Origin of the sequence: Gemmatimonas sp. (genome assembly GCF_021298855.1) — a bacterium.
In the GTDB taxonomy this organism is placed as follows: domain Bacteria; phylum Gemmatimonadota; class Gemmatimonadetes; order Gemmatimonadales; family Gemmatimonadaceae; genus Gemmatimonas.
The window spans coordinates 99243-120583 of sequence record NZ_JAJTHI010000032.1 but is presented as its reverse complement, the minus strand read 5'-3'; the positions used below and the strand labels follow the sequence as shown (position 1 = coordinate 120583).

Sequence of the window (21341 nt, the reverse complement as noted above, 5' to 3'; positions counted from 1 at the left end):
CGATGTCCGCTTCCGCACGCGGCGGCACCGGATCGGGGTGCCGCACATCGTTCTGGCCTGCCAGCAGGGCAAGCAGCTGCGCAAATGCCGTCCGGTCGGCGGCCGGGGTCCCGTCGTCGGCGGCAGGCGACAGGCCGTCCTGCACGCCATCACGGTGTCCGACCCGCTCGGCGCGGGGCACCAGGCCCCGGCGATCGGCACGTGCGGGCTGATAGCTGTCCGCCCGATGCGCCGGCGACATCACAGGCCTGTTGCTCATGGCTTGACGGCGCCCTTGGTGATGGCGGCCGAGCGCGATGCCGGCAGAGTGGAGAGGATGGCGGCGGCCTGGCGGTCGCTCATCATGGTGAGGATGGCGCGAATGTCCCCGTCGGTCATCTGCTCGAGCACCTTGGCCGCATCCTTGGGCGTCATGGCGCCGAAGATCTTGGCAAGCCGCGCCTCCGGGAGCGTGGTCTGGAAGGCCTGATCCCGCGCGGCCTTCGCCGCCGCTGCCGTGCTGGCCGTGCTGGCCGCCGTTGGTTTGGCGTCGGGTGCCGGCTTCGCGGCGGGGGCGGCAGCCGACGCCGCGGTGGCGGCCCGGGTCATGGCGACCGGGGCCTTCGCGGCTGCGCCGTGCGCGGCCGGTGCGTGGGCCGCACCGCTCTGTCGCGCGGCTTCGAGGGCACGCAGGCTGTCGGCCGGTGTCATCAGCGCCTGCTCGGCCAACGCGGCACTGTCGGCCGCAGCGCGCGCGCTGTCCGCGCTGGCAGCGTGGCCGGTGCTGTCGTGTGCCGCCGAGTCGGCCTTTGCCTGGGCCATCGCCGCGATACGCGCCGAATCGGCGGCGAATGTGGCAGCGGCCTTCATGTACGCGTACCCCGATCCGCCGCCGAGGCCTGCCAGCAGTCCGATCGCTATCGGGATGAGCATCGCCTTCATCAAATCATTCCGGTCGTGGAGGGGTCATCCGGCATTCTCTGCCGGGGCAGTGGTCGTTTCTTCCTGCTTGCGCGCAAACTGGGTGAGGGCCGCTTCGTCCATTCGCACCCGGTCCCGCGCCGCTTCTTCCGTACGCCACACATCGGTGTGACGCTCCTTCAGTCGGTCGAGGACGCGCCGGTCTCGCGCCGCTTCCTCGAGTGTCTTCTGGGCTGCCTCGACCCCTTCGTCGGCCTGCCGGCAAACGTCGGTGGCGAGCACCAGCCGTTCGTCGAGAGAGGCGAGAACCGTGCCAAGCTGCTGGAGATGGCCAATTCGCGTTTCGCGGCGCGTGGCGCGGTGCACATGGGCGTGCGAGTCGGCGCGCAGGGCGGCAATGGCCTCCCGCGCCTGCTCGGCCTGCTCCGCCACGTCCTGCGCGGCCGCGAGCTCGCGGGCCTTCGCCTGTTCGTGCTGTTCGCGCAGCTCGAGGAGGCGCTGTAATCGGAAACGGAAGCTCACCGCTCGTGGCCTAGCGACGGCGCACCGACGCGTCGATCGCGTCGGCGATCTGCGTCAGCTGCGCGTACGTGTCGCCGTAGTGCGTGATCTCGTCGGGGCGCTGCTGCAGGAACTCGAGGACCTTGTGCCGATAGGCAATGGCCGCGTCCACGTACGGGTCGCTGCCCTTCTGGTAGGCGCCGACCATGATCAGGTCCTCCTTTTCCCGGTAGGCGGCCTCCAGGCGCAGCATCGCCCCACCGGCACGTTGCTGGACCTCACTGGTGATGTGATCCTTCACGCGGCTCTTGGAATCGAGCACGTCGATGGCCGGGAAGTGATGCTGGGCCGCGAGGCGCCGGGTGAGCACGATGTGTCCATCAAGGATCGAACGGGTGGCGTCGGCGACCGGCTCATTGAAATCGTCGCCGTCCACGAGCACGGTGTAGATGCCGGTGATGCCGCCGCGCTCACCGTTGCCGGCGCGCTCGAGCAGCCGGGGCAGGTTGGCGAACACCGATGGCGGATAGCCCTTGGTCGTGGGCGGTTCGCCCGTGGCGAGACCGATCTCGCGCCATGCCATGGCGACGCGCGTGACCGAGTCCACCATGAGCAGCACCTGCTTGCCCTGATCGCGGAAGTACTCCGCGATGGCCGTGGCCACGAGCGCCCCGCGGGCGCGCACCAGCGCGGCCTGATCACCGGTGGCCACGATGACGACGGAGCGGGCGAGGCCCTCGGCGCCGAGCGCATGCTCGAGGAACTCGCGCACTTCGCGGCCGCGCTCGCCAAGCAGGGCAATCACGTTCACGTCGGCCTGTGCATGACGCGCGATCATGCCGAGCATGGTGCTCTTGCCCACCCCGGACCCGGCGAAGATGCCCACACGCTGGCCGCGCCCGATGGTGAGCAGCCCGTCGATGGCGCGCACGCCGGTCTCGAGGGGGCGATCAATGGTTTCGCGCTGCAGCGGATTGGGGGGCTCGGCCGAGAGCGGCACCCGCTCCACCGTATCGAGCTTGCCCTTGCCGTCGATGGGATGACCGAGGCCGTTGAGGACGCGGCCGAGCAGCCCGGGGCCCACGTCGACGCCGAACGAGCGCCCGAGCGGCTGTACACTTGCGCCGGCGTGCAGTCCGTCGAGCTCCCCGAGCGGCATGAGCAGGACGCTGCGCTCGTTGAACCCGACCACTTCGGCAAGCACCGACCGATCGCGCGAGTGGCTGGTGATGCGGCACAGCGATCCGAGCCCGGCGTCGATGCCGGTGGCTTCGATGACGAGGCCGACGACGCGGGTAACGCGCCCGTACTCGCCAAATCGTTCGGTGTGCGTGACGCGATCGAGGAGCAGGTCGAGGGCGGGGGTGGTGAACGCGGGAAGCATGAGCCGTGTCCTCAGGCCTGGAGGCGGGCGATACTGCGATACAGGCGTTCGAGCGCCGTGTCCACGCGGCCGTCGACGATGCGCTCCCGCCCCTCGGTGAGGCAGCCGCCGCGCTCGATCGAGGGGTCGCCGATCCAGCGCAGGGCTCGCGCCCCGTCGGCGTCCGCGTCAATGACGGCCCGGCACGTGGCGAGGTCTTCCGGTGCCACGCGAATCGTGATGTCGTGGTCCAGCGGATACTGCGCCACCGCCTGGCGGACGAGCATCGCCACGAATGACGGATCGGCGATGACCTCGCGGTGCACGAGGTGGCGGGCCACGCTCACGGCGAGTGCCGCGATGGTCTCCTCGATGTTGCCGACCCAACGGGACTCGTGCATCCGCACCGAGTCTGCGGCTTCCTGGAGCATGCCGAGGGCGGTGCGCAGTGCCGGCTCGACGACGGCACGCGCCGCGCGCTCACCGTCGGCGCGGCCGCGCGCGTAGGCCTCTGCCTCGAGGCGGGCCCGCTCGGCGGCGAGACGGAGCTCGCGCTCCGTCTCGAGCGCGCGGGGGTCCGTGTCCTCGCCGTCCGGGTCGGGCTCGGCCGCGGACATCGACGAGGAGAACACGTCGTGCACCGCGAACTCGTCGAGTGACCAGACGGTCGCCTGCAGGTGGTCCACGTCAGACGAGGACATCGTCGGAGCCCCCGCTCAGCACGATCTCGCCCGTCTCCTCGAGCGCGCGGACCTTGCTGACGATATCGGTCTGCGCCGCCTCGACGTCGCGCATCCTGACGGGACCCAGGAACTCCATCCCTTCCTTGAGACCGGCCACGGCACGCTGCGACATGGTACCCATGATCTTGGTCTTGAGTTCGGGACTCGCGGCCTTGAGGGCGAGGGCGAGCTGCTTGATGTCCACCTCGCGCAGCAGACGCTGCAGCGACTTGTCGTCGAGGGTGGTGAGATCCTCGAAGACGAACATGAGATTCTTGATCTGTTCGCTGAGCTGTGCGTCCTTCTCCGAGACCAGGTCGAGCACTTCCTTCTCGAGCGAGGTGCTGACGAGGTTGAGGACGGCGGCCACGGCGGCGGGGCCACCGACCGTCGACAGGCCCTGCGAAAAGGACAGATCCGCCTCGTTGCCGATGAAGCGCTCCACCAGGGAGATCATCTCGGGCGAGACCTTCTCCATCTTGGCGATGCGGTACATCACTTCGCCGCCCAGCGCGGGGTCGAACTCGCGAACGATGGCGGAGACGTGGGCCGGGTCGAGGTGCGCGAGAATGAGGGCGATCGTCTGGGGGTGCTCGCCCCGCAACGTGTTGCTGAGCTGCTGCGGGTCGGCTCGACGCAACCGTCCGAAGCGATCGCTGTCCGCGATCTGCCCCTGGATGCGCTTGAGGATCTGCTGCGCCTTGACCACGCCGAAGGCCTTCTCGAGCACGTCCTTGGCGAGTTCCACACCGCCGGTGCTCAGCGAGTCCACGCCGATCGTGGTCTCCATCCACTCGCCCAGCACGAACTCCACCGTGTCCGGTGGCACGCGGTCGAGCTGCGCCATTTCGAGCGCCACGATCTCGGCTTCCTCGGGGTCCAGCGCGCCGGTGAGCTTGGCGGCCACTTCGGCGCCGATCACCATGCAGACGATGGCGATCTTCTGGCGTCCGGTCAGGCGCTCCGGGGCCCAGCGATCAGCGGAATGTTTGGCGAGAGCGATCATGATGGCAAAGCGGGCTTACTGGCGGAGCCACTGACGGGCCACGCGGACGGCAGCGGCGGGGCGCTGCTCGACGATGGCGACGGCCTGTGCCCGTCCGGGTGTGGTGGGAATCGGCGGCAACCGGTACGGCAGCAGCGGGGCCTCTTCGGACGCCTCGTCGTTCTCGTCCGGCGCCCCGGACGCGTCCTGGCCGTCCCGCATCGCCAACTGCATCTGGGTGCTGGCCGGGAGTTCGGCATAGCCACTGCCGGGCGGCAGGTCGCCCGGAGACGACGCGCCGGCGAGCGCCTTCGCTTTCTTCGGGCGCAGCAGGATCACGGCCACGAGGCCGAGGACGAGCAGCACCCCCAAGGCGGCCAGTGCCACCACCGGCTTGGGATTGGCCTGGATCCTGCCGATCAGGTCCGGCGCGGTGACGGCCGTGTCGGCCTGCGCGAGGACGCGCTGCGGCATGTCGAACGGGGCGCTCACCACCGAGATGAGGTCACCGCGCGCGCTGTCCACCCCGAGCGCGTTGCGCACGAGCGCTTCGATGCGCGCGATTTCCTCGGGTGTGCGGGCGGTGATCACGGGCTCGGGGGGCGTCGCCGGCGCGGTGGAATCGGCCGCCGCCGGTGCGACCGGGGCAGGGTAGGTCACCTTGTCGGCCACGAGCACCGCCACGGTGAGCTTCTTCACGTTGCCGATGGCCCCGCTGAAGTTCTCGACGCTCTTCGTGTTCTCGTACGACGTGGCCGACGTGCTGTAGCCGGCGCCCTGCTGCGGCGTGCTCGGCGTGACCTCGGCCTTCTGCTCGGTGGCCAGGGCCTGCTTCTCGGGGTCCACCGCCTGCACGGTGCGTTCGACCTTGTCGAAGTTGATCACCGCGGCGACCTGCACCCGCGCGTTGCCACTGCCCACGAGACTGGAGAGCAGGGTGTTGGCCTTCTCCTCCATGTAGTTCTCGACTTCCTTCTGCACGGCGAGCTGCCGGCTCGTGAGGCCGGCGAGGGACCCCTCGTCCTTCATGGTCAGCGCCTCGCCGCGCTCGTCCACGATCGTGACGTGCTCCGGCTCGAGACCGCCCACGCTGCTCGCCACGAGCTGCGCGATCCCCTGCACCGTTTCCCGGCCCGGACGATTCCCGCCCTGCATGGTGAGGGTGACGCTCGCCTTGCTCGGCCGCTCGTCGCTCGTGAACACCTTGTCGTCCTCGAGCGCGAGGTGGACCGTCACCGCCTCGACCTCCTTCATCTGGCCGATGGTCCGCTCGAGTTCCCCCTCGAGGGCCCGGCGGTAGTTCACCTTCTGCGTGAAGTCCGTCATGCCCCACGTGGGCTTGTCGAACAGCTCGAGCCCCGGCCGGCCCGCGTTGGGCACGTCGCCGGCGGCGAGGTCCACGCGCGCCCGCGCGAGATCGCCGCTGGCGACCATGATCGTGGTCCCCGTGCGATCGAGTTCGTAGGCGATCCCCGCCTCGGTGAGCTTGTCGGTCATGGCCTTCACGCTCTCCACCGGGACATCGGCGTAGAGCGGGACCATCGTGGGCGCCGTGGCCCAGCGGGAGACGCCGAACACGAGCGCGGTGACGAGCACCCCGACCGCGATGATGGCGATCTGCCGGCCGCCACCCAGGCGGCCCATGAGACTGTCGAGCAGCGAATTCATCAGGTGGCGCCGCTCAGGACTGCATGGCGATCACACTGCGATAGGCCTCGACGACCTTGTTGCGCAGTTCGATGATCAGGTCGAGGGCCACGCCGGCTTCCTCGCTCGCCGCCATGACCTGGTGCAACTCGACGTTCTCGCCCGCGGCAAACCGCTTCGTGAGATCGCCGGAGCGATCCCGGGCGTCGGAGACTTCGTTGAGCACCCGGGTGAACGTGTCACCGAAGCTGTGGTCGCTCTCCCCGGTGACCGGGACCGGCGTCGCGAGCGGCCGGTCCTGTCCGAGGGTGAGGTTGCGGGTGTAGAGATCGAGGCGGGTCTGCATGAGGAGGTCCGGAGAGCGGCGCGTCAATCAGGCGCGCACATCGAGGCGTACGCCGCGCGCCGCCGGAGGCGTCTGCGCGGCCGTGGCATCCTTGAAGCGGCTGTACGTAAGAGGACCGAGGCTCGCCGTCCGCGCGAAGAAGTTCCGCTCCTCGGCGGTGAGCACGCTCCAGAACGCCGGGTCGGTACCTGCGGGCGCCTCCGCCGGCACCGCCGACTGCGCGGCGCCCTGTCCGGCGATTGGCGTCTGCGGCTTGAGTGCATTCGCGGGAGCGGGCGTGCGGGCCGGCGGCAGCCCCGGCTGCGACACGACGCCGTGCTGGCCGGCGTTGGACGTGCGCGCCGCGTCGGCGCGGGTGGCGCCGAGGTTGGGAAGCAGCGGGGTGGTGTTGATGCCGTTGATGCTCATGGATCGGACTTACTGCGGAAGAGGAGAGCGGCGGGCCGGGACGCGAGACGCGGTCGGAGAGGAGGAAGCGGAGGAGGTGACCTCGGACCGCATCCCGGACCCGCCGCAACAGAGGCGGCGATCAGGTGGGTTCAGATATCCAGCGCGGCGCGGAGCATGGACTTCGCGGTGCTGAACACCGCGGCGTTGGCTTCGTAGATGCGTTTCGCGTCCATGAGCTTCACGAGTTCCTGCGTGGTATCGATGTCGGGGTAGCGCACGTATCCGGCCTCGTTCGCGTCGGGATGACCGGGCTCGTACACGAGTCGGCCCTGTCCCTGGTCTTCGGCGATGCCGGCAACACGGACACCGTACTCGCCGCCGAGGGGGCCGTTCACGCCACCGGCAGCACTCAGCACGGGTACTTCGATGGGTTTGGGCCCGTCGGCCGTCACCGGTACGTCGAAGGCCGGCGAACCGAAGACGCCATTGCTGGCGACGCTCGAGCCCATGGCCTGGGCCGCCGGCGTCCCCGGGTTGTAGACGGCGGTCTGCGACGCGGCCGCCTCGAGCACGACGTCGCGGCGCCGATACGGCTGGCCGTCCGGGCCGCGCGTGACGTCGGCGTTGGCGATGTTCTGCGCGATGACTTCCATGCGCTGGCGCTGGGCGGCGATGCCGCTGGCAGCGATGCCCATGGACTTGAACATGGGGCGCACCACCTGCTGCCCGGGGACGGGCAGGAGGGCTGGCTGGCGGATCGGATTGATCGGCATCAGCCGTTACCTCCCTTGATGGCGGTGCGGAGACTGGCGTAGGTCTTTTCGAGGAGGCGCGACGTCGCGAGGAAGCGAAGCTGCTCGTCGGCGAGTGCCACCATTTCGTCTTCCACGTTCACCGGGTTCAGCTGGGCCTGGGGCGTGCCGGCCTTGGCCTCGAGGGCAAAGCCGTCCCCGTTCTGCAGGGTGGCCTTGGAAACACGATCGGCAATGCCGCGCGAGCGTTCGACGCTGCGATCGAGCGACGATTTGAGCTGCGGCGCCGAAGTGACGCGATCGATGAGTCCGAAGAGCATCTGACGTACCGGAGTGAAAGGGCGAACGAATCCGGTACCGAGCAAAGCAATGTGCGGGCCAAACCGCCGTGGTCGGCGGAATTGGTCCGTAACGCATTTCAATTCAACGACTTGAATGGTAATCGCCGTGGGGAGGGCAGAAACTGCCGCCCACGAAAATCGACGGCAATACGGAAGGTTTTGCCGGTCCGAGGGTGATCCAAGTTGCCGAGTCGGTGACGACGGCGTGCCCGGCCACCCGGGCCAGGTTCGGAGTCCGTCAGTCCTCGCCGTCGTCCTTGCCGGGGCCGTTCAGCTTGTTGCGCAACGTGCGCACGCTGATCCCCAGGAGTTCGGCCGCCTTCGTACGGTTATTATCGGCTGCATGCAGCGCGTGCTGAATCAGCACGCGTTCCGCATCGGCCACATTGAGGGATTGCAGGGCGATGCTGCCGGCGCCGCCGGCGGGGGTGGGCAGGGCCACCCCGACGGCCCCTGGCGCCGCGGCGGCCCCGGACACGGCCAGCATGGGCGTGCCGCCCAGCCCCGGCGTGGCGAAGGCACGCGGGCGCATGTTGGGGGACCCGAGGGAGTGGGCCAGCCCGAAGCGCGTTCCCTCGAGGCAGTGGGGCTGAATGATCGGGTCGGGGGTGAGGATGACGGCCCGCTCGATCACGTGCTGCAGTTCGCGCACGTTGCCCGGCCACGGATAGGACTGGAGCGCTTCGAGCGCGTCGGGGGAAAGTCCCTCGATCTTCTTGCCCAGTTCGGCGGCCACGCGCATCGCGAAACGCAGGGCCAGCACCGGGATGTCCTCCGGCCGTTCCCGCAGGGGCGGGATGAGCACCGGGATGGTACTCAATCTGTAATAGAGGTCCTGTCGGAACGTCCCGTGGTCGGCCTCCATGGCCAGATCCCGGTTGGTGGTGGCCACGATGCGCACATCCACTTTGATGGGGGTCGTGCCGCCGACACGTTCGAATTCCTGCTCCTGCAGCACACGCAGCAGCTTCGCCTGCAGGTCGAGTCGCATTTCCGAGATTTCGTCGAGCAACAGCGTGCCGCGGTTGGCGCGCTCGAACGCCCCTTCCACCCGCTTGATCGCGCCGGTAAAGGCACCCTTTTCGTGGCCAAAGAGCGCCGACTCGACCAAGCCTTCCGGCAGCGCCGCGCAGTTGAGCTTGATGAAGGGCTTGTCTCGGCGCTCGGATTGGTCGTGAATCGCCCGGGCGAACAGTTCCTTGCCGGTGCCCGACTCCCCCTGCAGCAGCACCGTGGCTCGGGTGGGGGCGGCCATGCTCACGGTCTGGAGAATACGGCGGATGCTGGGTGAATCGCCGATGATCTGCCGTTCGTTGCGGAACTGCATGACCTCCTTGCGGAGCGCTTCGTTTTCCCGGCGCAGGCGGACGAACTCCAGCGCCTGGTCCACCGCCAGCTCCAGCTGCTGGGGGCGCACCGGCTTCGTGATGTAGTCGATCGCGCCAGCCTTGATGCTCGCGACGGCATGCTCGATGCTGGCGTGTCCCGTCAGCATGATGAGCGGAATGTCGTACCCTTCGCGCGTGAGGAGCTGGATGAACTCCAGCCCCGTCAGCCCCGGCATGCGATAGTCGGAGATGATCAGGTCGATCGCACTCTGCTCGAGGATCCGGAGCGCCTCCGGGACACTGCGGGCGCCAACCGGCGTGTGACCGGCATGCGCAAGGGCATCCTCGAGGATCAGGCCGACTGCCGGCTCGTCGTCGACGTAGAGGATCGTGGCCATGAGTCAGGGCTGGAGTCGCGTGCGGAAAAAGTCACCCGGCAAATTTATCCGCCTGCCGAAGAAAACGCTAAAGGTTGATTGTCGCAACTCCTTGCAATTCATCCAGCTAGCGCGATTGGACGTCCCGCACGCGGTCTGGCGCAACCCTTGCAGGGGACCCGTGCCGGTTAAGCAGCTCCCCGCCGCTCCGATACTTCCCCGTACAGCCACCCTCCCGCCGTTCCCGGCCGGGGATCGTTTCGTCGTCCAGCCCCGTCGCCCATGCGCGTCACCAACTCGACCATCACCCTCCGCAGCCAGCTCCGCGTGCAGCAGACGCTGCAGTCGATCGATCGCGTGCGCGAGGACATCTCCAGCGGGGTGCGCGTTCGCAAGATGTCGGACAGTCCCCTCGACGGGGGACAGTTGGTGCGCATTGGCAGTTCCATGCGGGCCATCACCCAGTTCCGGCGGAATGCCGACGGCGGGATTTCCCGGGCACAGGCCGAAGAAACCGTGCTCGACCAGCTGGGCAATGCGCTCACGCGGGCCAGCGAGCTGGGAGTGGCGCAGGCCAACGCCACGGCGAACGCTGCAACCCGGCTCGCAGCGAAACGGGAGGTCGATCAGCTCATCAATCTTTCGGCCAACCTGGGCAACACCCGCTACGGCGACGAGTACCTGTTCGGCGGGACCCGCGCGACCGAGGCGCCCCTGCAGACGCCGGCGCCGGCCACCGGCAGGTTCTCCCGCCTGATCGACAGCAGCGGCAATCCCGTCAATCCGAGTGGCGCCATCACGCTCGAAGTCGGCGACGGGCGATTCGTGACGCCGAATCACAATGCCACGCAGATCTTCCTCGACACCGACGCGCTCGATGCTCTGCGCGCGCTCTCCGATGCCCTCGGGGCGAACGACGCCGCGGCCATTCGCGCGGCAACCGATCGCGTGACGAGCGCCAACAGCAACGTGCAGGCGCTGGTGGCCACGCAGGGCGCCCGCATCAACGAAATGCAGGACGCGCGGACCGGCCTCGACACCCTGGAGTTCGATCTCACCGTGTACCGCTCGGACCTCCGGGATACGGAAGTCGACAAGGCGATGGTCGAACTGGTCGGCAAGCAGACGCTGTACCAGGCGGCCATGAGCGCGACCTCCCGCATTCTTGGCCTCACCCTCACCAACTACCTCTGACCCCGATGAGCACTGCCGCCATGGAACAGTCCCGCGGCCCCGTTGCGATTGCCCACCCCCTCGGCATGATGGAGGTGCCCGCCGATGCGGTGATGCGCTTCACGGTGCCGATGTGGGGCTTCGAGCCGCATCGCGAGTTCGCGCTGTTGCCGGCGGCGCGCCGGGGGCTCTGGTGGTTCCTTTCCACCACCGACTCGGCAACGACCTTCGTGCTCGCCGATCCGTTCGTGGCGGTCGACGGGTACAGCATCGATCTCACCGACCACGAGCGCGATGAACTGGCGCTGGTGAACGAAGCGGATGCGCTGGCGTTGGTGCTGGTCGCCTTGCCCGGAGCGGCCGGTGGGTCGGTCACCGCCAATTTCCGCGCTCCGCTCGTCTTCAACCTCAGCAAGTGCCTGGTGAAGCAGGTGGTGAATCGGGACGAGCAGTTCGGTCTGGCCGAGGCGGTCGACCTCTCGCGGTATCCGCTGCAGGACGATCCCGTGGCCCAGGGCTGATCGCGCCGCAGGCACATCGAGCTCCTGAACTGGTCGGCCGGCGAGAATGGCAACCGGCATGGGGGTACCTCTTCGGGGAATCCGGGCGAGATCGGAACGGTCTCGCTGCGACCCGTCGTCCGGGCGGAATTCACGACCGCCGCCGAGGGCCGCGCTCAGCCGCGATCCCGCAACTGCCGGACCGCGGCCATCACGTCGCCCAGCACGCCATCCCACCCCGACGCATCCCGCTGACGAAGCATGGTGTGGCTGTCGTACCACGGGGAATGCTCGCCGCTCACCCCCCAGCGATAGTCGGGGCAGAACGGCAAGCAGAGTAACGTGCGCACGCCCGTGGCACCCGCCAGATGCGCCACGGAGGTGTCGACGGTCACCAGCAGGTCGACCCGCTGCAGGGCATGCGCCGTGTCGTTGAACGAGTGGCACTGGGCTCCCACGTCGACCAGCCGGTCCTGCAGCTCCGGCGGCAGGGCGCTGGCCACCGCGGGGGATTTCTGCATGGCTACGAACCGCACGCCGGGCAGCTGCAGCAGCGGGGCCAGCTGGGCCCCGCGCATCGAGCGACGATGATCGTTGGTGTGCTGGGGATTCCCCGCCCACGTGAGGGCGACCGTGGGCACCCCGTCGCGCGGGAGCTGCTCGGCGAGGTGCGGCGGGCATGCGCCCTGCGGAGCGAGATAGGGCGCGCCGTTGAGCCCCTCCGGCCCGATCGCGAGCGCGTGCATCAGCGACATGAGGGGGATGTGCAGGTCATGGTCGGGCAGCGGGGTGCCGTCGACACTGCACTCGGCCACGCCGGGCGCCGCGCTCAGGAGAGGCAGCAGGGGCTCCATGGTTCTCAGGTGCACCGTGGCGCCGCGCGCGGCGAGGGTGGCGGCGAAGCGGGCGCACATGATGCTGTCACCCAATCCCTGCTCGTGTACGATGAGCAGCCGCTTCCCGCTTAGGGGTTCGCGCCCCGTCCAGCGGGGGGTCTGCGGGCGTTCGCGGTACAGCACCTCGACCCCGATGGCCTCTTCGCGGTGCTCCATCTCGGCCCAACCGGCCGGCCATGCCCCCAGCGCCACCAGCACCATGCCGTACTGCATGCGGGCCCGTGCGTCGTTCGGTGCCAGGGCGAGCGCGGCGGCGTACACGTCCCGGGCGGCGGCGGCGTCGCCCATGTGCTTGAGGATTTCGGCCAGGTTGTGCATGGCCGCCACGTTCGTGGGGTCGAGCGCCAGCGCGCGCTCGACCGAGGCGAAGGCGAGGGGCTGATGCCCCATTTGCGAGAGGACCGCGGCCACGTCGTTCGCCGCCGTGCTGTCGTGCGGGCAGAGCGTCGCCACGGCGTGGAACTCCCGGAGCGCGTCTGCCAGCCGTCCGACGCGGCGATAGAGGACCGCCAGATCGTGATGCGGCACGTGCTCGTTGGGCGCGACGGCGACCACCTCCTCCAGCATGGCGATGGCTGCCGGGGTATCCCCGGCGCGCTCCACCTCGCGCGCCTCGCGGTACCGCGCCTGCCAGCGCGAAGCGGCCGGGCGTTCCCCGGGGCGCGTGTGGGCGGCGAGTCTGGCGTTCCGAGGGGGGCGTGGCGCGGGGGGTCGCATGCGGAGCGGACGGGGCGGAGGGGGAGATCGGCTCGGACGCGAGCCATTCACGTTTCCGTCACCTCGAGCACGAATCGTGCCAATGCAAGTACTTGTAAAATAAACACTTTCGAGGCATTCCGGTGGCCAATCGGCACGGGCTGCCGCCTGCGCCCTCTCTCTGGTCGGCAGATCCTGCCGAGTCCGCGTGGGCGGGGAGGCGGCGGAGCCCCCCGGTGTGACGCCGAGCGCCGAGAGCGGGACGGGTGTGCCGGGAGTGTGAGACGTTGGGCCAGAACTCCGGTCGGAATCGCTCGTCCGCTCAAGTTCCGCGGCCCGGCTCCGAGACTGTGCACTGACCGCGCTCCGGACGTCGGACGCGGAACGAGGCACGGATGCCTCGACACACACATCACGGAGGATAGTACCATGCGTATCAATACCAACGTCGGCGCCCTCACGGCTTCGCGCAACGCCTTCGTCAACAACATGGCGATGGACAGCAGCATGCGGAAGCTCGCGTCGGGCCTGCGCATCTCGCGCGCCGCCGACGACGCCGCCGGTCTGGCGATCGCCAACAAGCTGCGGACGCAGAGCCGTGCCCTCTCGCAGGCGGCGGCGAACGCCGAGCAGGGCAACGCCATGCTCCAGATCGCGGAAGGCGCTGCCCAGATCATCGGCCGCATCATCGAGCGTCAGAAGGAGCTCATCGTGCAGAAGAACAACGGCACGTCGAGCACGGCGACCATCGCCACGATGGACGCCGAAATCGCGAGCCTCTCCACGGAAGCCACGCGTATCCAGAACTCGTCGAACCTGCAGGGCACGGCGGTGTTCGGGTCGATCGTCTACCAGGTGTCCGATGCCACGGCCAACGGCACGCTGACCATCAACGCCAGCCTCACGCAGTCGGCGCTGACGGGGTCCTCGACCCTGGCCGATGCCGACGCGGCGCTCGACGTCGTGAACGCGGTGCTGGGCAACATCGGTGCCGGTCAGAACGTGCTCGACTACACGGTGCAGAACCTCAAGTCGGCGGTCGTGAACGTCCGCGCGGCCGAGTCCACCATTCGTGACGTCGACATGGCCGAGGAAATGGCCACGTACACCCGCAGCAACATCCTCACGCAGGCGGCGCAGGCCATGCTGTCGCAGGCGAACCAGGGCAGCCAGGGCATTCTCCAGCTCCTCCGCTAAACCCGCGTTCTCCTGACGTGAGATTCCCCGGGGCCGGCGTTCTCGCCGGTCCCGGGGACTGGCCTTAGATGCACAGCTGAGAGGAACCCATGTCCACCTCGATGAATATCGGGGGCCTGAGTAGCGGCATGCAGTGGAACGACATCGTCGATTCGACGATCAAGGCCCTGGAAGCCCGCTCGGTCACCCCGATCACCAGTCGGATCACCGCCCGCAGCGAACAGAAAGACGCGTGGACCAAGCTGCAGAAGCTGGTCGAAACGCTCAACACCAATGCACGCGCGCTCCGGCGCACGGGCTTTGGTGGTTTTTCCGCGACCGTCCCGTCGAGTCCGTCGACGTCCCGCACCCTCCTGTCGGCGACGCCCACGACCAACGCGACCGCCGGGCGGTACCGCGTCGAGGTGTTGCAGCTGGCGGATACCGCCAAGTGGTCCGGGCGCTCATTCAGCGACGTCACGGCCGCGCGCAATCTCACGGGATCGTTCTCGATCAACGGGACCGCCATCAGCGTGGCGGCGACCGATTCGCTCGAGGGCATCCGCACCAAGATCAACGAGGCGAACGCCGGGGTCACGGCCACGATCGTGAACGAGGGGGGGACGGCGGGGCGTCTGGTCCTCACGGCCAACTCGGCTGGCGCGACCAACGTGACGGGCGCCGACATCACCGGTGCCCTCACGCGCGAACTCGGGTTCGTGGACACGCGCTCCAAGCCCATTTCGTCCGCCACGATTGCCGCCGCGGCGGCGATGGGCATGGCCGTCTTTCCCCAGCCAGCTCAGATCCGCGTCGGCGACGTGGTCGTCACGGCGGACCTGGCGACGGAATCGATCGCGACGATTGCCGCGCGAATCAACGCGGCCGGCGGCTCGGCATCGGTGGAGTCGGAGCTGTACGGGAACGAGACGCGTTATCGTCTCGTGGTGGATGGCAATGTGTCGGCCGTGGCCGGTGATCCGTTCTCACAGAATGCGATCGACGCGCTGGGGTTCCAGGCCGGCACGGCCGGTCTCGTGCGCCAGACCATGCAGACCGGGATCTTCACCAGCGGTGGAGGCGCCTCCGAACTCGGCGCCACCGCGTCGTCGCCACTGAGCAGCCTCAAGGTGGACGGCGTGGCCGCCAATCTCGCGGTTGGTGACGCGATCAACATTCGCGGCACGCGCGGCGACGGCACGGCGGTGAACTTCGGCCTGGTCGTCCAGCCCGGTGACACCATGCAGACGCTGCTCGACCGGCTCAACGACGCCACGAGCGGCTTCGGGGCCGGGGCGCGCCCTGCCACGGCGGCGCTCGGGGAGGATGGGCGGATTCGCCTCACCGACCAGACGGGCGGCGCCTCGCGGCTGTCGCTCGCCCTGAGCATTACCCGGGCCAGCGGCTCCACCGCGTCGCTCGCCACCGCGACCACGGCGGTGGTCGGGCGCAGTCGCGAATTGCAGCGAGGCCAGGATGCGGTGATCCGCGTGGATGGCCGGGAGGTCGTGCGGTCGTCCAACACCATCACGGACGCGATCAACGGCGTGAACCTCAACCTCCTCACGGCCGAGCCGGGTACCGCGATCGACGTCACGGTGGATCGCGACGTGAAGGGCGCCACGGACGCGGTAAAGGCCTTCCGCGATGCCTACAACGACGTCCGCAAGTTCTTCGACGAGCAGCGGGTTCCCGGGGCGCCGCTGTATGCCGACAGCACGTTGCGGCGCGTGGTGGACAGCTTCACGGCGTCGCTGCGAACCCAGGTGGCCGGCAACGCCACCTACGGTTCGGCCGTCAGTGTGGGGTTGGTGCTCGACCGCAACGGTCTCCTCACCTTCAGCGAGGACACGTTCAAGACGGCCATGACATCGGCGCCCACCGAGGTCGAGACGCTCTTCGGCATGACCGGCCTGGGCACGGCGTTCGTCGCCGCCACCGATGCGGCGACCTCGTTCGGGAACGGGGCGATCAGCGTCCAGATCGACACCATCACGCAGACCACCATTACGCTCCGGCAGCGCGAGGCCGATGCGCAGAAGCGGCTCGAGTCGCGCCGGCAGCAGCTCATCCAGCAGTACACCCGCATGGAAGAGGCCGTGTCCAAGCTCAAGCAGCAGAGCGGGTCCCTGCTGGCGAGCATGCAGGGACTTCAGGGCAACAAGCAGTAGCCGATACTCACACGCGTGGGGCGATGCGAGTCGCCCCGAGCCTTCTCCCCTGAGCCACTTCGGTACCAATGTCCTACGCCTCACAGTCCTCGAGCTACCGGGAAATGGAGATCCACGCGGCGTCGCCGCACAAGCTCGTGGTCATTGTGTTCGAGCAGCTGGTCGTGAACCTGGAGCGGGCGCGCATCGCCATGGAGCGCCGCGACGTCGAACTGCGCCTGACGTCGTTGCGTCGGGCGCGGGACATCGTGACCGAGCTGCTGGGAACGCTCGATTTCGAAAAGGGCGGCGCGCTCGCCAACCAGCTGGCCGACCTGTATCAGTATCTCCTGTTCGAGCTGGTCGACATCGGGCAGCGCGGTGACCTGCACGTCATGCGCAAGCTCGTGACGATCGCGAGCCTGCTGCGCGACGGCTTCGTCGGCGCGGCAGAGCAGCTGGCCGCCGAGAAGACGGCGCGCAAGAGCGCCTGACCCGGCCCGCCCCCTGAGCGCATTCCTTCATATGCCCCCCGTCGCCGCATCCACTGCCCCCGCGGCCAGGCGCGTCCAAGCCGCCCGGACTGCGCTCGCGCTGTGCGCCACCGCGGATGTGCTGGCCCGCGAAATGGAGGTGGAGGTCGCGTCCTCGGTCGACGACCCACGGTTCTTCGCCCTGCTGGCGGAACATGAGCGCCTGCTGCAGGACCTCGCCGAGCAGCTGGTCGTGCTCCGCTCGGAGCGTCCCACGGCCGACAGCGCCGCCTTTGCGGCCACTGAGCGGGTGGTGGACGACGCCGAAGCGCTGGTCGGCGACGTGTGTGCGGCGGTGGTGAACACCCACCACCTCATGGTGGAGCTGGCAGCCAAGGTGGGCCGCCGGGCCGCGGCGTTGCGCGACGAACTGGAGACCATCCAGCAGGCGTCGGTGACGGGTTCGGCCTACGGTGCATCGGGCAGCCCCCGTCTCGTGGATCTCCGGCGCTGAGGCCGCGGACCCGTGACCACTGTCCCGGAACGCTTCGATCAGCTGCTGAAGGAGAAGCTGGACGAACTCGACGCCGCCGCCGAGCAGGACGCCATGCTGGCGACCGACGAGGTGGAGCAGCTGCGACTGCGGGCAACCCATCTGGTGACCGGTACGGGAGGGCGGCCGTGGGCCACCGGGGCTCCGGTCCGGTTTCAGCCGGATCCGTCGCGGGAGGTCACGGCAGCGCCCACCATCGACATCCGGTACCCGGCGCGCCCGGCCCAGCGGGTCAGCCGCTGAGGCCAGCCGCTCAGGTCAGACGAGGGGCATGCCCTGTTGTGGAAGAAGGAATTCAGGGCGCAACTCAAGTTACGGGTCGGCGCTGCCGATAGTCCCTCGGAGGAGGAGGATCCTTATGACGAAAATCAGTGGTTACACCGACTTGCTGCGCCTGACGCCGATGGGCACCCAGGCCGACCAGCGCCCCGCGCAGCCAGTCGCCGAGGTCCCGGACGTCAAGCCCGTCAAGGCGGACCAGGTCCAGATCTCGGATGCCGCCCGTCGGCTCAACGCCGAGCAGAACGACGCATTCGATCCGGAACGCGTGGCCGAACTCCGGCAGCGGGTGCTGTCCGGCGCCTACAACACCCTCGATGTGGTGGATCAGGTCGCCCGGCGCATTCTCTCACGCGGCGATCTCTGACGCCGTCGGAGCCCGCTATACCCCGCCAGACCCTGGAGACCGGCCCCCATGAAGTTCCTCGTGGTGGACGACTCGGCAACCATGCGCCGTATCGTCGTCAACTCGCTGCAGCGGATCGGCTTTCACGACACCGTGGAGGCGGGCGACGGGCTGGAAGCCCTCGCCCGATTCGACAGTTCGGTGCGTTTCGTCATTACAGACTGGAACATGCCCAACATGTCCGGCATGGAGTTCACGAAAGCCCTGCGCTTGCGTGACGACGGCCGACAGGTGCCTGTGCTCATGGTCACCGCCCGCTCGGCCAAGGAAGACATTCTGGTCGCCATGGCGGCCGGCGTGAGCAACTACCTCGTCAAACCATTCACCCCCCAGGCGCTCAAGGAGAAGATCGATGCGCTCCTGCCTGCGGCGGCGGCCTGAGGGGAGCCCGTGACCGATTCCCGCGCCCACGCGGCGTACTACGAATCCGAGGCCGCCCTGCGCCTCGTCGACCAGGAGCTCGACCAGCTCCGTGATGGCCCCGCAGCGGACGACCCGCGCCTCGACGCCGTGCGCGTCTCCGACCTGCCGGTCATTCTCGAGCGCGCGAACGGCCAGATCCACGCCGTGTTGTCCCAAATGCGCGACACCAGGCAGGTGCTGCAGTGCACCTCCTTCACCATGCTCCGGAACACGCACGCGAAGATCCAGGAAGTGACCGTGGCCACGGAGGACGCCGCGATCGACATCCTCGACGCCTGCGACCGCGCCAGCCACATCGTCGATGAACTGGACGCGATCGACGCCGTCCCGTCGCCGGATCGGGGCAAGGCGCAGAGGCTTCGTGCGACCTTGCGGGACGAACTGTTCATGATGATGGGCGCGCTGCAGTTCCAGGACATCACGGCGCAGCAGTTGGCGCACGCCTCGGCCGTGCTCGTGGAAATGGAAACGCGCCTCACGGAGATCGCCGCCCTCTTCGACGCGACCATCGCGTCTGAGCCGCCATTGGCCACCATGGGGGCCACGCCGGACCCGAGGACCTACGATCCGAACGCCACGACACGCAACGCGGAGGCGCGTCAGCAACTGGCCGACACGATCTTCACGAAGGTGAAGGCACCCGCCGCCTGATCGCGTCGGGTCCACCGCCGGCGATGCGCACGCTGGACCCCACCATGCCGCACGGCGGCCCTGACGTGCCGTTTCAGTAAACATGGGCGCGGGAGGAGCCGATACTCCCCACGGACCCCGTTTGCCCCCGCCGCCGCCCAATGCCCGTCTTCGCGCTGTCACAGCCAATGCCGCCTCACCCTCTCGACGACGCGGCCACGCGGCCGATGCCGCCGGAGGTTGCCGGTCCGGAGCTGCCTCACGCCCCCCACCTCGCCGATCGCGACGGCAGCGCGGTGATCGAATGCCTGGCCGACGACATCGATCGCGACCTGCTCGCTGAGTTCCTCGAAGAAGGCCGCGAGTGCGTCGCACACGCGGAAGCGGCGTTGCTGGCTCTCGAGGGGAACCCGTCGGATACGGAGGCGGTGAACCGGGTGTTCCGCGCCTTTCACACCGTGAAGGGGACGTCGGGCTTCTTGGGGTTGGCGCGCATTACCGCGTGCGCACATGACGCCGAGTCGCTGCTGAGCCGCGTGCGCGACCGGGAGATCGCCTTCTCGCGGGGGTGCGCCGACCTGGCGCTGCAGTCCGCTGACATGCTCAAGTCGCTCTTCGCGGTGGTCGCGCGCGCCCTCCATGGCGACGGGCGTCTGCCGGTTCCGGAGGGCTACTTCGCGCTGCTCGAGGCGCTCGCCAGTTACGTGCCGCTGCGGGCGGTCGACACCGAACCGGTACCGCTGCACGGTCCCGCCGACGGGGTTTTTCCGGCCGTAATCGCGGGCGACGTTGCCGAGGCGGGGGCGGAGGCCGAGGAATCCACGATCCGCATCCGGATCGATCGGTTCGACCGCCTCACCGACCTCGTGGACGAGCTGGTGACCGCACAGTCCATGATCGCGCAATCCCTGATCGCCGGCGAGGGGGCGGTTGGCGACAGTCCCCAGTACGCGCTGCTCCGCAAGGTCACGCACACCAGTACGATCGTCCGCGAGTTGCAGGATCTGTCGCGGTCGCTGCGCATGGTGCCACTGGGGCCGGTGTTCCAGAAGCTCGCCCGCGTGGTGCGCGACACCGCCACGAAGGTCGGGAAGCCGGTGAAGTTCGTCGCCGAGGGCGATGAGGTCGAGATCCATCGCACGATGGTGGACCGGCTCGGCGCGCTGCTGGTCCACATGGTGCGGAATGCGGTGGACCACGGGATCGAGCCGCCCGCCGAGCGTATGGCGCATGGCAAACCGCTCCCCGGCGTGATACGCCTGCGCGCCTATCGGACGCCCGGCCACATCGGGTTGGAGCTCAGCGACGACGGTCGTGGCCTGCAACGGGAACGCATTGTCCGGCGGGCCATCGAGCGTGGGCTGCTGGACAGCGAGTCGCGTCTGGGGGACGTCGGGGTCTTCAACCTCATCTTCGCGCCGGGCTTTTCCACGGCCGAGCAGGTCACCGACATCTCCGGCCGTGGCGTCGGGCTGGATGTGGTGCGCCGGAACCTCGAGGCCCTGCATGGCCGCGTCGACATCAGGTCGGTGGCGGGCAAGGGGGCGACGTTCATCCTCCAGCTGCCCCTGTCACTCCGCTGACGCCGGCAGCGCAGCGGCCACGGCGCGAATCGCGTGGCAGGCGTGACACCCGCCTGGCGGAGCCCCATCTTGGGGGCAGTCTGTTCCACGCTCGCGCCCTCGGCGTTTGCGGCGAACACCCGCGCCGGAACGTGAGGCCCGCTGCCCCTCCACTGGAGACGCCCGATGTACGTTCGCTCCCTCCCCGCCGCGTTGGTGGGCCTCGTGACCATGGTCAGCTCGCTGGCGGCCCAGCCAACGCCGGCTGTGACCGAACAGCTCGCGGCGGCGGTCCTGCCCCTCCCCAAGGAGATGCGCGACGGGGCCGGCGTCATGGGCTACCGCACGGCGGGCAAGCTGGAACTGCTCCGTCCGGTGAAGAACGGCATGTTGTGCCTCGCCGATGACCCGGCGGAAGAGCAGTTCCACGTCTCCTGCTATGCCGACACGATGGAGCCGTTCATGGCGCGCGGACGCGCCCTGCGCGCGCAGGGGGTGAAGGGGGCGCAGGTGGATACGGTGCGCTTTGCCGAGGTGAAGGGCGGAAAGATCAAGATGCCCACCGCACCAGCGGCGCTGTATCAGATCTTCGCGCAGAGCTACGACGCCGCGACGGGCACGGTGAAGGGCGGTCGCACGCTGTTCGTGGTGTACGTGCCCTTCGCCACGGCGGCGACGACGGGGTTGAGCACCGTGCCGTCGGACTCGAAACCGTGGCTCATGCTGCCGGGTACGCCCAAGGCGCACATCATGTTCAGCGCGAGCATGTGAC

25 protein-coding genes are annotated in these 21341 nt (G+C 68.7%); 12 read left to right on the top strand and 13 right to left on the bottom strand.

Annotation, left to right across the window (positions count from 1 at the left end; all coding sequences use genetic code 11):
- From LW840_RS11275 to LW840_RS11220, 12 genes are all read right to left on the bottom strand, one after another.
- Positions 1 to 259 (bottom strand): hypothetical protein (locus tag LW840_RS11275; protein WP_291276994.1); only part of this gene is annotated, 259 nt, incomplete at its 3' end.
- Positions 256 to 912, bottom strand: a complete 657-nt coding sequence (locus LW840_RS11270; protein WP_291268743.1) for a hypothetical protein — start codon at positions 910 to 912, stop codon at positions 256 to 258. The genes LW840_RS11275 and LW840_RS11270, both read right to left, overlap by 4 nt.
- Positions 913 to 945: 33 nt before the next feature.
- Entirely contained in the window at positions 946 to 1422 is a 477-nt protein-coding gene (gene fliJ, locus LW840_RS11265) for a flagellar export protein FliJ (RefSeq protein WP_291266201.1), read from the bottom strand.
- Positions 1423 to 1432: 10 nt separating this feature from the next.
- Positions 1433 to 2785 carry a FliI/YscN family ATPase gene (locus LW840_RS11260; RefSeq protein ID WP_291260257.1) on the bottom strand — a complete coding sequence of 451 codons (1353 nt, stop codon included), beginning with the start codon at positions 2783 to 2785 and terminating at the stop codon, positions 1433 to 1435.
- An 11-nt stretch (positions 2786 to 2796) separates the two neighbouring features.
- Complete coding sequence (locus tag LW840_RS11255) at positions 2797 to 3465, bottom strand: FliH/SctL family protein (RefSeq protein WP_291260256.1); 669 nt, start codon at positions 3463 to 3465, stop codon at positions 2797 to 2799.
- Complete coding sequence (gene fliG / locus LW840_RS11250; RefSeq protein ID WP_291260255.1) at positions 3452 to 4492, bottom strand: flagellar motor switch protein FliG; 1041 nt, start codon at positions 4490 to 4492, stop codon at positions 3452 to 3454. The genes LW840_RS11255 and fliG overlap by 14 nt, the downstream gene beginning before the upstream one ends.
- 15 nt (positions 4493 to 4507) lie before the next feature.
- Positions 4508 to 6139: a flagellar basal-body MS-ring/collar protein FliF gene (fliF, locus tag LW840_RS11245; RefSeq protein WP_291276993.1), complete on the bottom strand. Its 1632-nt coding sequence runs from the start codon at positions 6137 to 6139 to the stop codon at positions 4508 to 4510.
- 13 nt (positions 6140 to 6152) lie between these two features.
- Positions 6153 to 6464, bottom strand: a complete 312-nt coding sequence (gene fliE, locus LW840_RS11240; RefSeq protein ID WP_291260253.1) for a flagellar hook-basal body complex protein FliE — start codon at positions 6462 to 6464, stop codon at positions 6153 to 6155.
- 27 nt (positions 6465 to 6491) lie between these two features.
- On the bottom strand, positions 6492 to 6872 hold the full coding sequence (locus tag LW840_RS11235) for a hypothetical protein (RefSeq protein WP_291260252.1): 381 nt from the start codon (positions 6870 to 6872) through the stop codon (positions 6492 to 6494).
- A gap of 131 nt (positions 6873 to 7003) precedes the next feature.
- A complete protein-coding gene (locus tag LW840_RS11230; protein ID WP_291266198.1) occupies positions 7004 to 7627 on the bottom strand; it encodes a flagellar basal body rod protein FlgC in 624 nt (207 codons plus the stop codon).
- A complete protein-coding gene (locus LW840_RS11225) occupies positions 7627 to 7926 on the bottom strand; it encodes a hypothetical protein (protein ID WP_291260250.1) in 300 nt (99 codons plus the stop codon). Before LW840_RS11225 ends, LW840_RS11230 begins: the two co-directional genes overlap by 1 nt.
- Positions 7927 to 8185: 259 nt before the next feature.
- Positions 8186 to 9673, bottom strand: coding sequence for a sigma-54 dependent transcriptional regulator (locus LW840_RS11220; protein ID WP_291266197.1), 1488 nt, complete (start codon positions 9671 to 9673; stop codon positions 8186 to 8188).
- A 261-nt stretch (positions 9674 to 9934) separates the two neighbouring features.
- On the opposite strand from LW840_RS11220, the gene LW840_RS11215 reads away from it, so the two are divergent.
- Both LW840_RS11215 and LW840_RS11210 read left to right on the top strand, forming a co-directional pair.
- On the top strand, positions 9935 to 10846 hold the full coding sequence (locus LW840_RS11215) for a flagellin (protein WP_291268742.1): 912 nt from the start codon (positions 9935 to 9937) through the stop codon (positions 10844 to 10846).
- A gap of 5 nt (positions 10847 to 10851) precedes the next feature.
- Complete coding sequence (locus LW840_RS11210; RefSeq protein ID WP_291260247.1) at positions 10852 to 11346, top strand: flagellar assembly protein FliW; 495 nt, start codon at positions 10852 to 10854, stop codon at positions 11344 to 11346.
- 155 nt (positions 11347 to 11501) lie between these two features.
- On the opposite strand, the gene LW840_RS11205 is transcribed toward LW840_RS11210, so the two are convergent.
- Positions 11502 to 12938, bottom strand: a complete 1437-nt coding sequence (locus LW840_RS11205; RefSeq protein WP_291260246.1) for a tetratricopeptide repeat-containing glycosyltransferase family protein — start codon at positions 12936 to 12938, stop codon at positions 11502 to 11504.
- A 408-nt stretch (positions 12939 to 13346) separates the two neighbouring features.
- On the opposite strand from LW840_RS11205, the gene LW840_RS11200 reads away from it, so the two are divergent.
- From LW840_RS11200 to LW840_RS11155, 10 genes are all read left to right on the top strand, one after another.
- On the top strand, positions 13347 to 14114 hold the full coding sequence (locus LW840_RS11200) for a flagellin (protein WP_291266195.1): 768 nt from the start codon (positions 13347 to 13349) through the stop codon (positions 14112 to 14114).
- Between the two features lie 89 nt (positions 14115 to 14203).
- Complete coding sequence (fliD, locus tag LW840_RS11195) at positions 14204 to 16264, top strand: flagellar filament capping protein FliD (RefSeq protein ID WP_291268741.1); 2061 nt, start codon at positions 14204 to 14206, stop codon at positions 16262 to 16264.
- A 68-nt stretch (positions 16265 to 16332) separates the two neighbouring features.
- Complete coding sequence (gene fliS, locus LW840_RS11190) at positions 16333 to 16737, top strand: flagellar export chaperone FliS (protein WP_291260243.1); 405 nt, start codon at positions 16333 to 16335, stop codon at positions 16735 to 16737.
- A gap of 31 nt (positions 16738 to 16768) precedes the next feature.
- Positions 16769 to 17230, top strand: coding sequence for a hypothetical protein (locus LW840_RS11185; protein WP_291266193.1), 462 nt, complete (start codon positions 16769 to 16771; stop codon positions 17228 to 17230).
- Positions 17231 to 17242: 12 nt separating this feature from the next.
- Positions 17243 to 17512, top strand: a complete 270-nt coding sequence (locus LW840_RS11180; RefSeq protein ID WP_291266192.1) for a hypothetical protein — start codon at positions 17243 to 17245, stop codon at positions 17510 to 17512.
- 115 nt (positions 17513 to 17627) lie between these two features.
- Positions 17628 to 17915, top strand: coding sequence for a flagellar biosynthesis anti-sigma factor FlgM (locus LW840_RS11175; RefSeq protein ID WP_291266191.1), 288 nt, complete (start codon positions 17628 to 17630; stop codon positions 17913 to 17915).
- Between the two features lie 48 nt (positions 17916 to 17963).
- On the top strand, positions 17964 to 18335 hold the full coding sequence (locus tag LW840_RS11170) for a response regulator (protein WP_291260239.1): 372 nt from the start codon (positions 17964 to 17966) through the stop codon (positions 18333 to 18335).
- A 9-nt stretch (positions 18336 to 18344) separates the two neighbouring features.
- Positions 18345 to 19028 (top strand): hypothetical protein, encoded by a 684-nt coding sequence (locus tag LW840_RS11165; protein ID WP_291266190.1) that lies wholly within the window; start codon positions 18345 to 18347, stop codon positions 19026 to 19028.
- A gap of 167 nt (positions 19029 to 19195) precedes the next feature.
- On the top strand, positions 19196 to 20590 hold the full coding sequence (locus LW840_RS11160; RefSeq protein WP_291266189.1) for an ATP-binding protein: 1395 nt from the start codon (positions 19196 to 19198) through the stop codon (positions 20588 to 20590).
- A gap of 165 nt (positions 20591 to 20755) precedes the next feature.
- On the top strand, positions 20756 to 21340 hold the full coding sequence (locus LW840_RS11155; protein ID WP_291266188.1) for a hypothetical protein: 585 nt from the start codon (positions 20756 to 20758) through the stop codon (positions 21338 to 21340).
- The last annotated feature ends 1 nt before the right edge of the window (position 21341 follow it).

Coding starts and splice junctions, on each gene's coding strand:
- LW840_RS11270 (WP_291268743.1), bottom strand. CDS start 912: ATGCTCATCCCGATAGCGATCGGACTGCTGGCAGGCCTCGGCGGCGGA.
- LW840_RS11260 (WP_291260257.1), bottom strand. CDS start 2,785: ATGCTTCCCGCGTTCACCACCCCCGCCCTCGACCTGCTCCTCGATCGC.
- LW840_RS11255 (WP_291260256.1), bottom strand. CDS start 3,465: ATGTCCTCGTCTGACGTGGACCACCTGCAGGCGACCGTCTGGTCACTC.
- fliG (WP_291260255.1), bottom strand. CDS start 4,492: ATGATCGCTCTCGCCAAACATTCCGCTGATCGCTGGGCCCCGGAGCGC.
- fliF (WP_291276993.1), bottom strand. CDS start 6,139: ATGAATTCGCTGCTCGACAGTCTCATGGGCCGCCTGGGTGGCGGCCGG.
- fliE (WP_291260253.1), bottom strand. CDS start 6,464: ATGCAGACCCGCCTCGATCTCTACACCCGCAACCTCACCCTCGGACAG.
- LW840_RS11235 (WP_291260252.1), bottom strand. CDS start 6,872: ATGAGCATCAACGGCATCAACACCACCCCGCTGCTTCCCAACCTCGGC.
- LW840_RS11230 (WP_291266198.1), bottom strand. CDS start 7,627: ATGCCGATCAATCCGATCCGCCAGCCAGCCCTCCTGCCCGTCCCCGGG.
- LW840_RS11225 (WP_291260250.1), bottom strand. CDS start 7,926: ATGCTCTTCGGACTCATCGATCGCGTCACTTCGGCGCCGCAGCTCAAA.
- LW840_RS11220 (WP_291266197.1), bottom strand. CDS start 9,673: ATGGCCACGATCCTCTACGTCGACGACGAGCCGGCAGTCGGCCTGATC.
- LW840_RS11215 (WP_291268742.1), top strand. CDS start 9,935: ATGCGCGTCACCAACTCGACCATCACCCTCCGCAGCCAGCTCCGCGTG.
- LW840_RS11210 (WP_291260247.1), top strand. CDS start 10,852: ATGAGCACTGCCGCCATGGAACAGTCCCGCGGCCCCGTTGCGATTGCC.
- LW840_RS11205 (WP_291260246.1), bottom strand. CDS start 12,938: ATGCGACCCCCCGCGCCACGCCCCCCTCGGAACGCCAGACTCGCCGCC.
- LW840_RS11200 (WP_291266195.1), top strand. CDS start 13,347: ATGCGTATCAATACCAACGTCGGCGCCCTCACGGCTTCGCGCAACGCC.
- fliD (WP_291268741.1), top strand. CDS start 14,204: ATGTCCACCTCGATGAATATCGGGGGCCTGAGTAGCGGCATGCAGTGG.
- fliS (WP_291260243.1), top strand. CDS start 16,333: ATGTCCTACGCCTCACAGTCCTCGAGCTACCGGGAAATGGAGATCCAC.
- LW840_RS11185 (WP_291266193.1), top strand. CDS start 16,769: ATGCCCCCCGTCGCCGCATCCACTGCCCCCGCGGCCAGGCGCGTCCAA.
- LW840_RS11175 (WP_291266191.1), top strand. CDS start 17,628: ATGACGAAAATCAGTGGTTACACCGACTTGCTGCGCCTGACGCCGATG.
- LW840_RS11170 (WP_291260239.1), top strand. CDS start 17,964: ATGAAGTTCCTCGTGGTGGACGACTCGGCAACCATGCGCCGTATCGTC.
- LW840_RS11160 (WP_291266189.1), top strand. CDS start 19,196: ATGCCGCCTCACCCTCTCGACGACGCGGCCACGCGGCCGATGCCGCCG.
- LW840_RS11155 (WP_291266188.1), top strand. CDS start 20,756: ATGTACGTTCGCTCCCTCCCCGCCGCGTTGGTGGGCCTCGTGACCATG.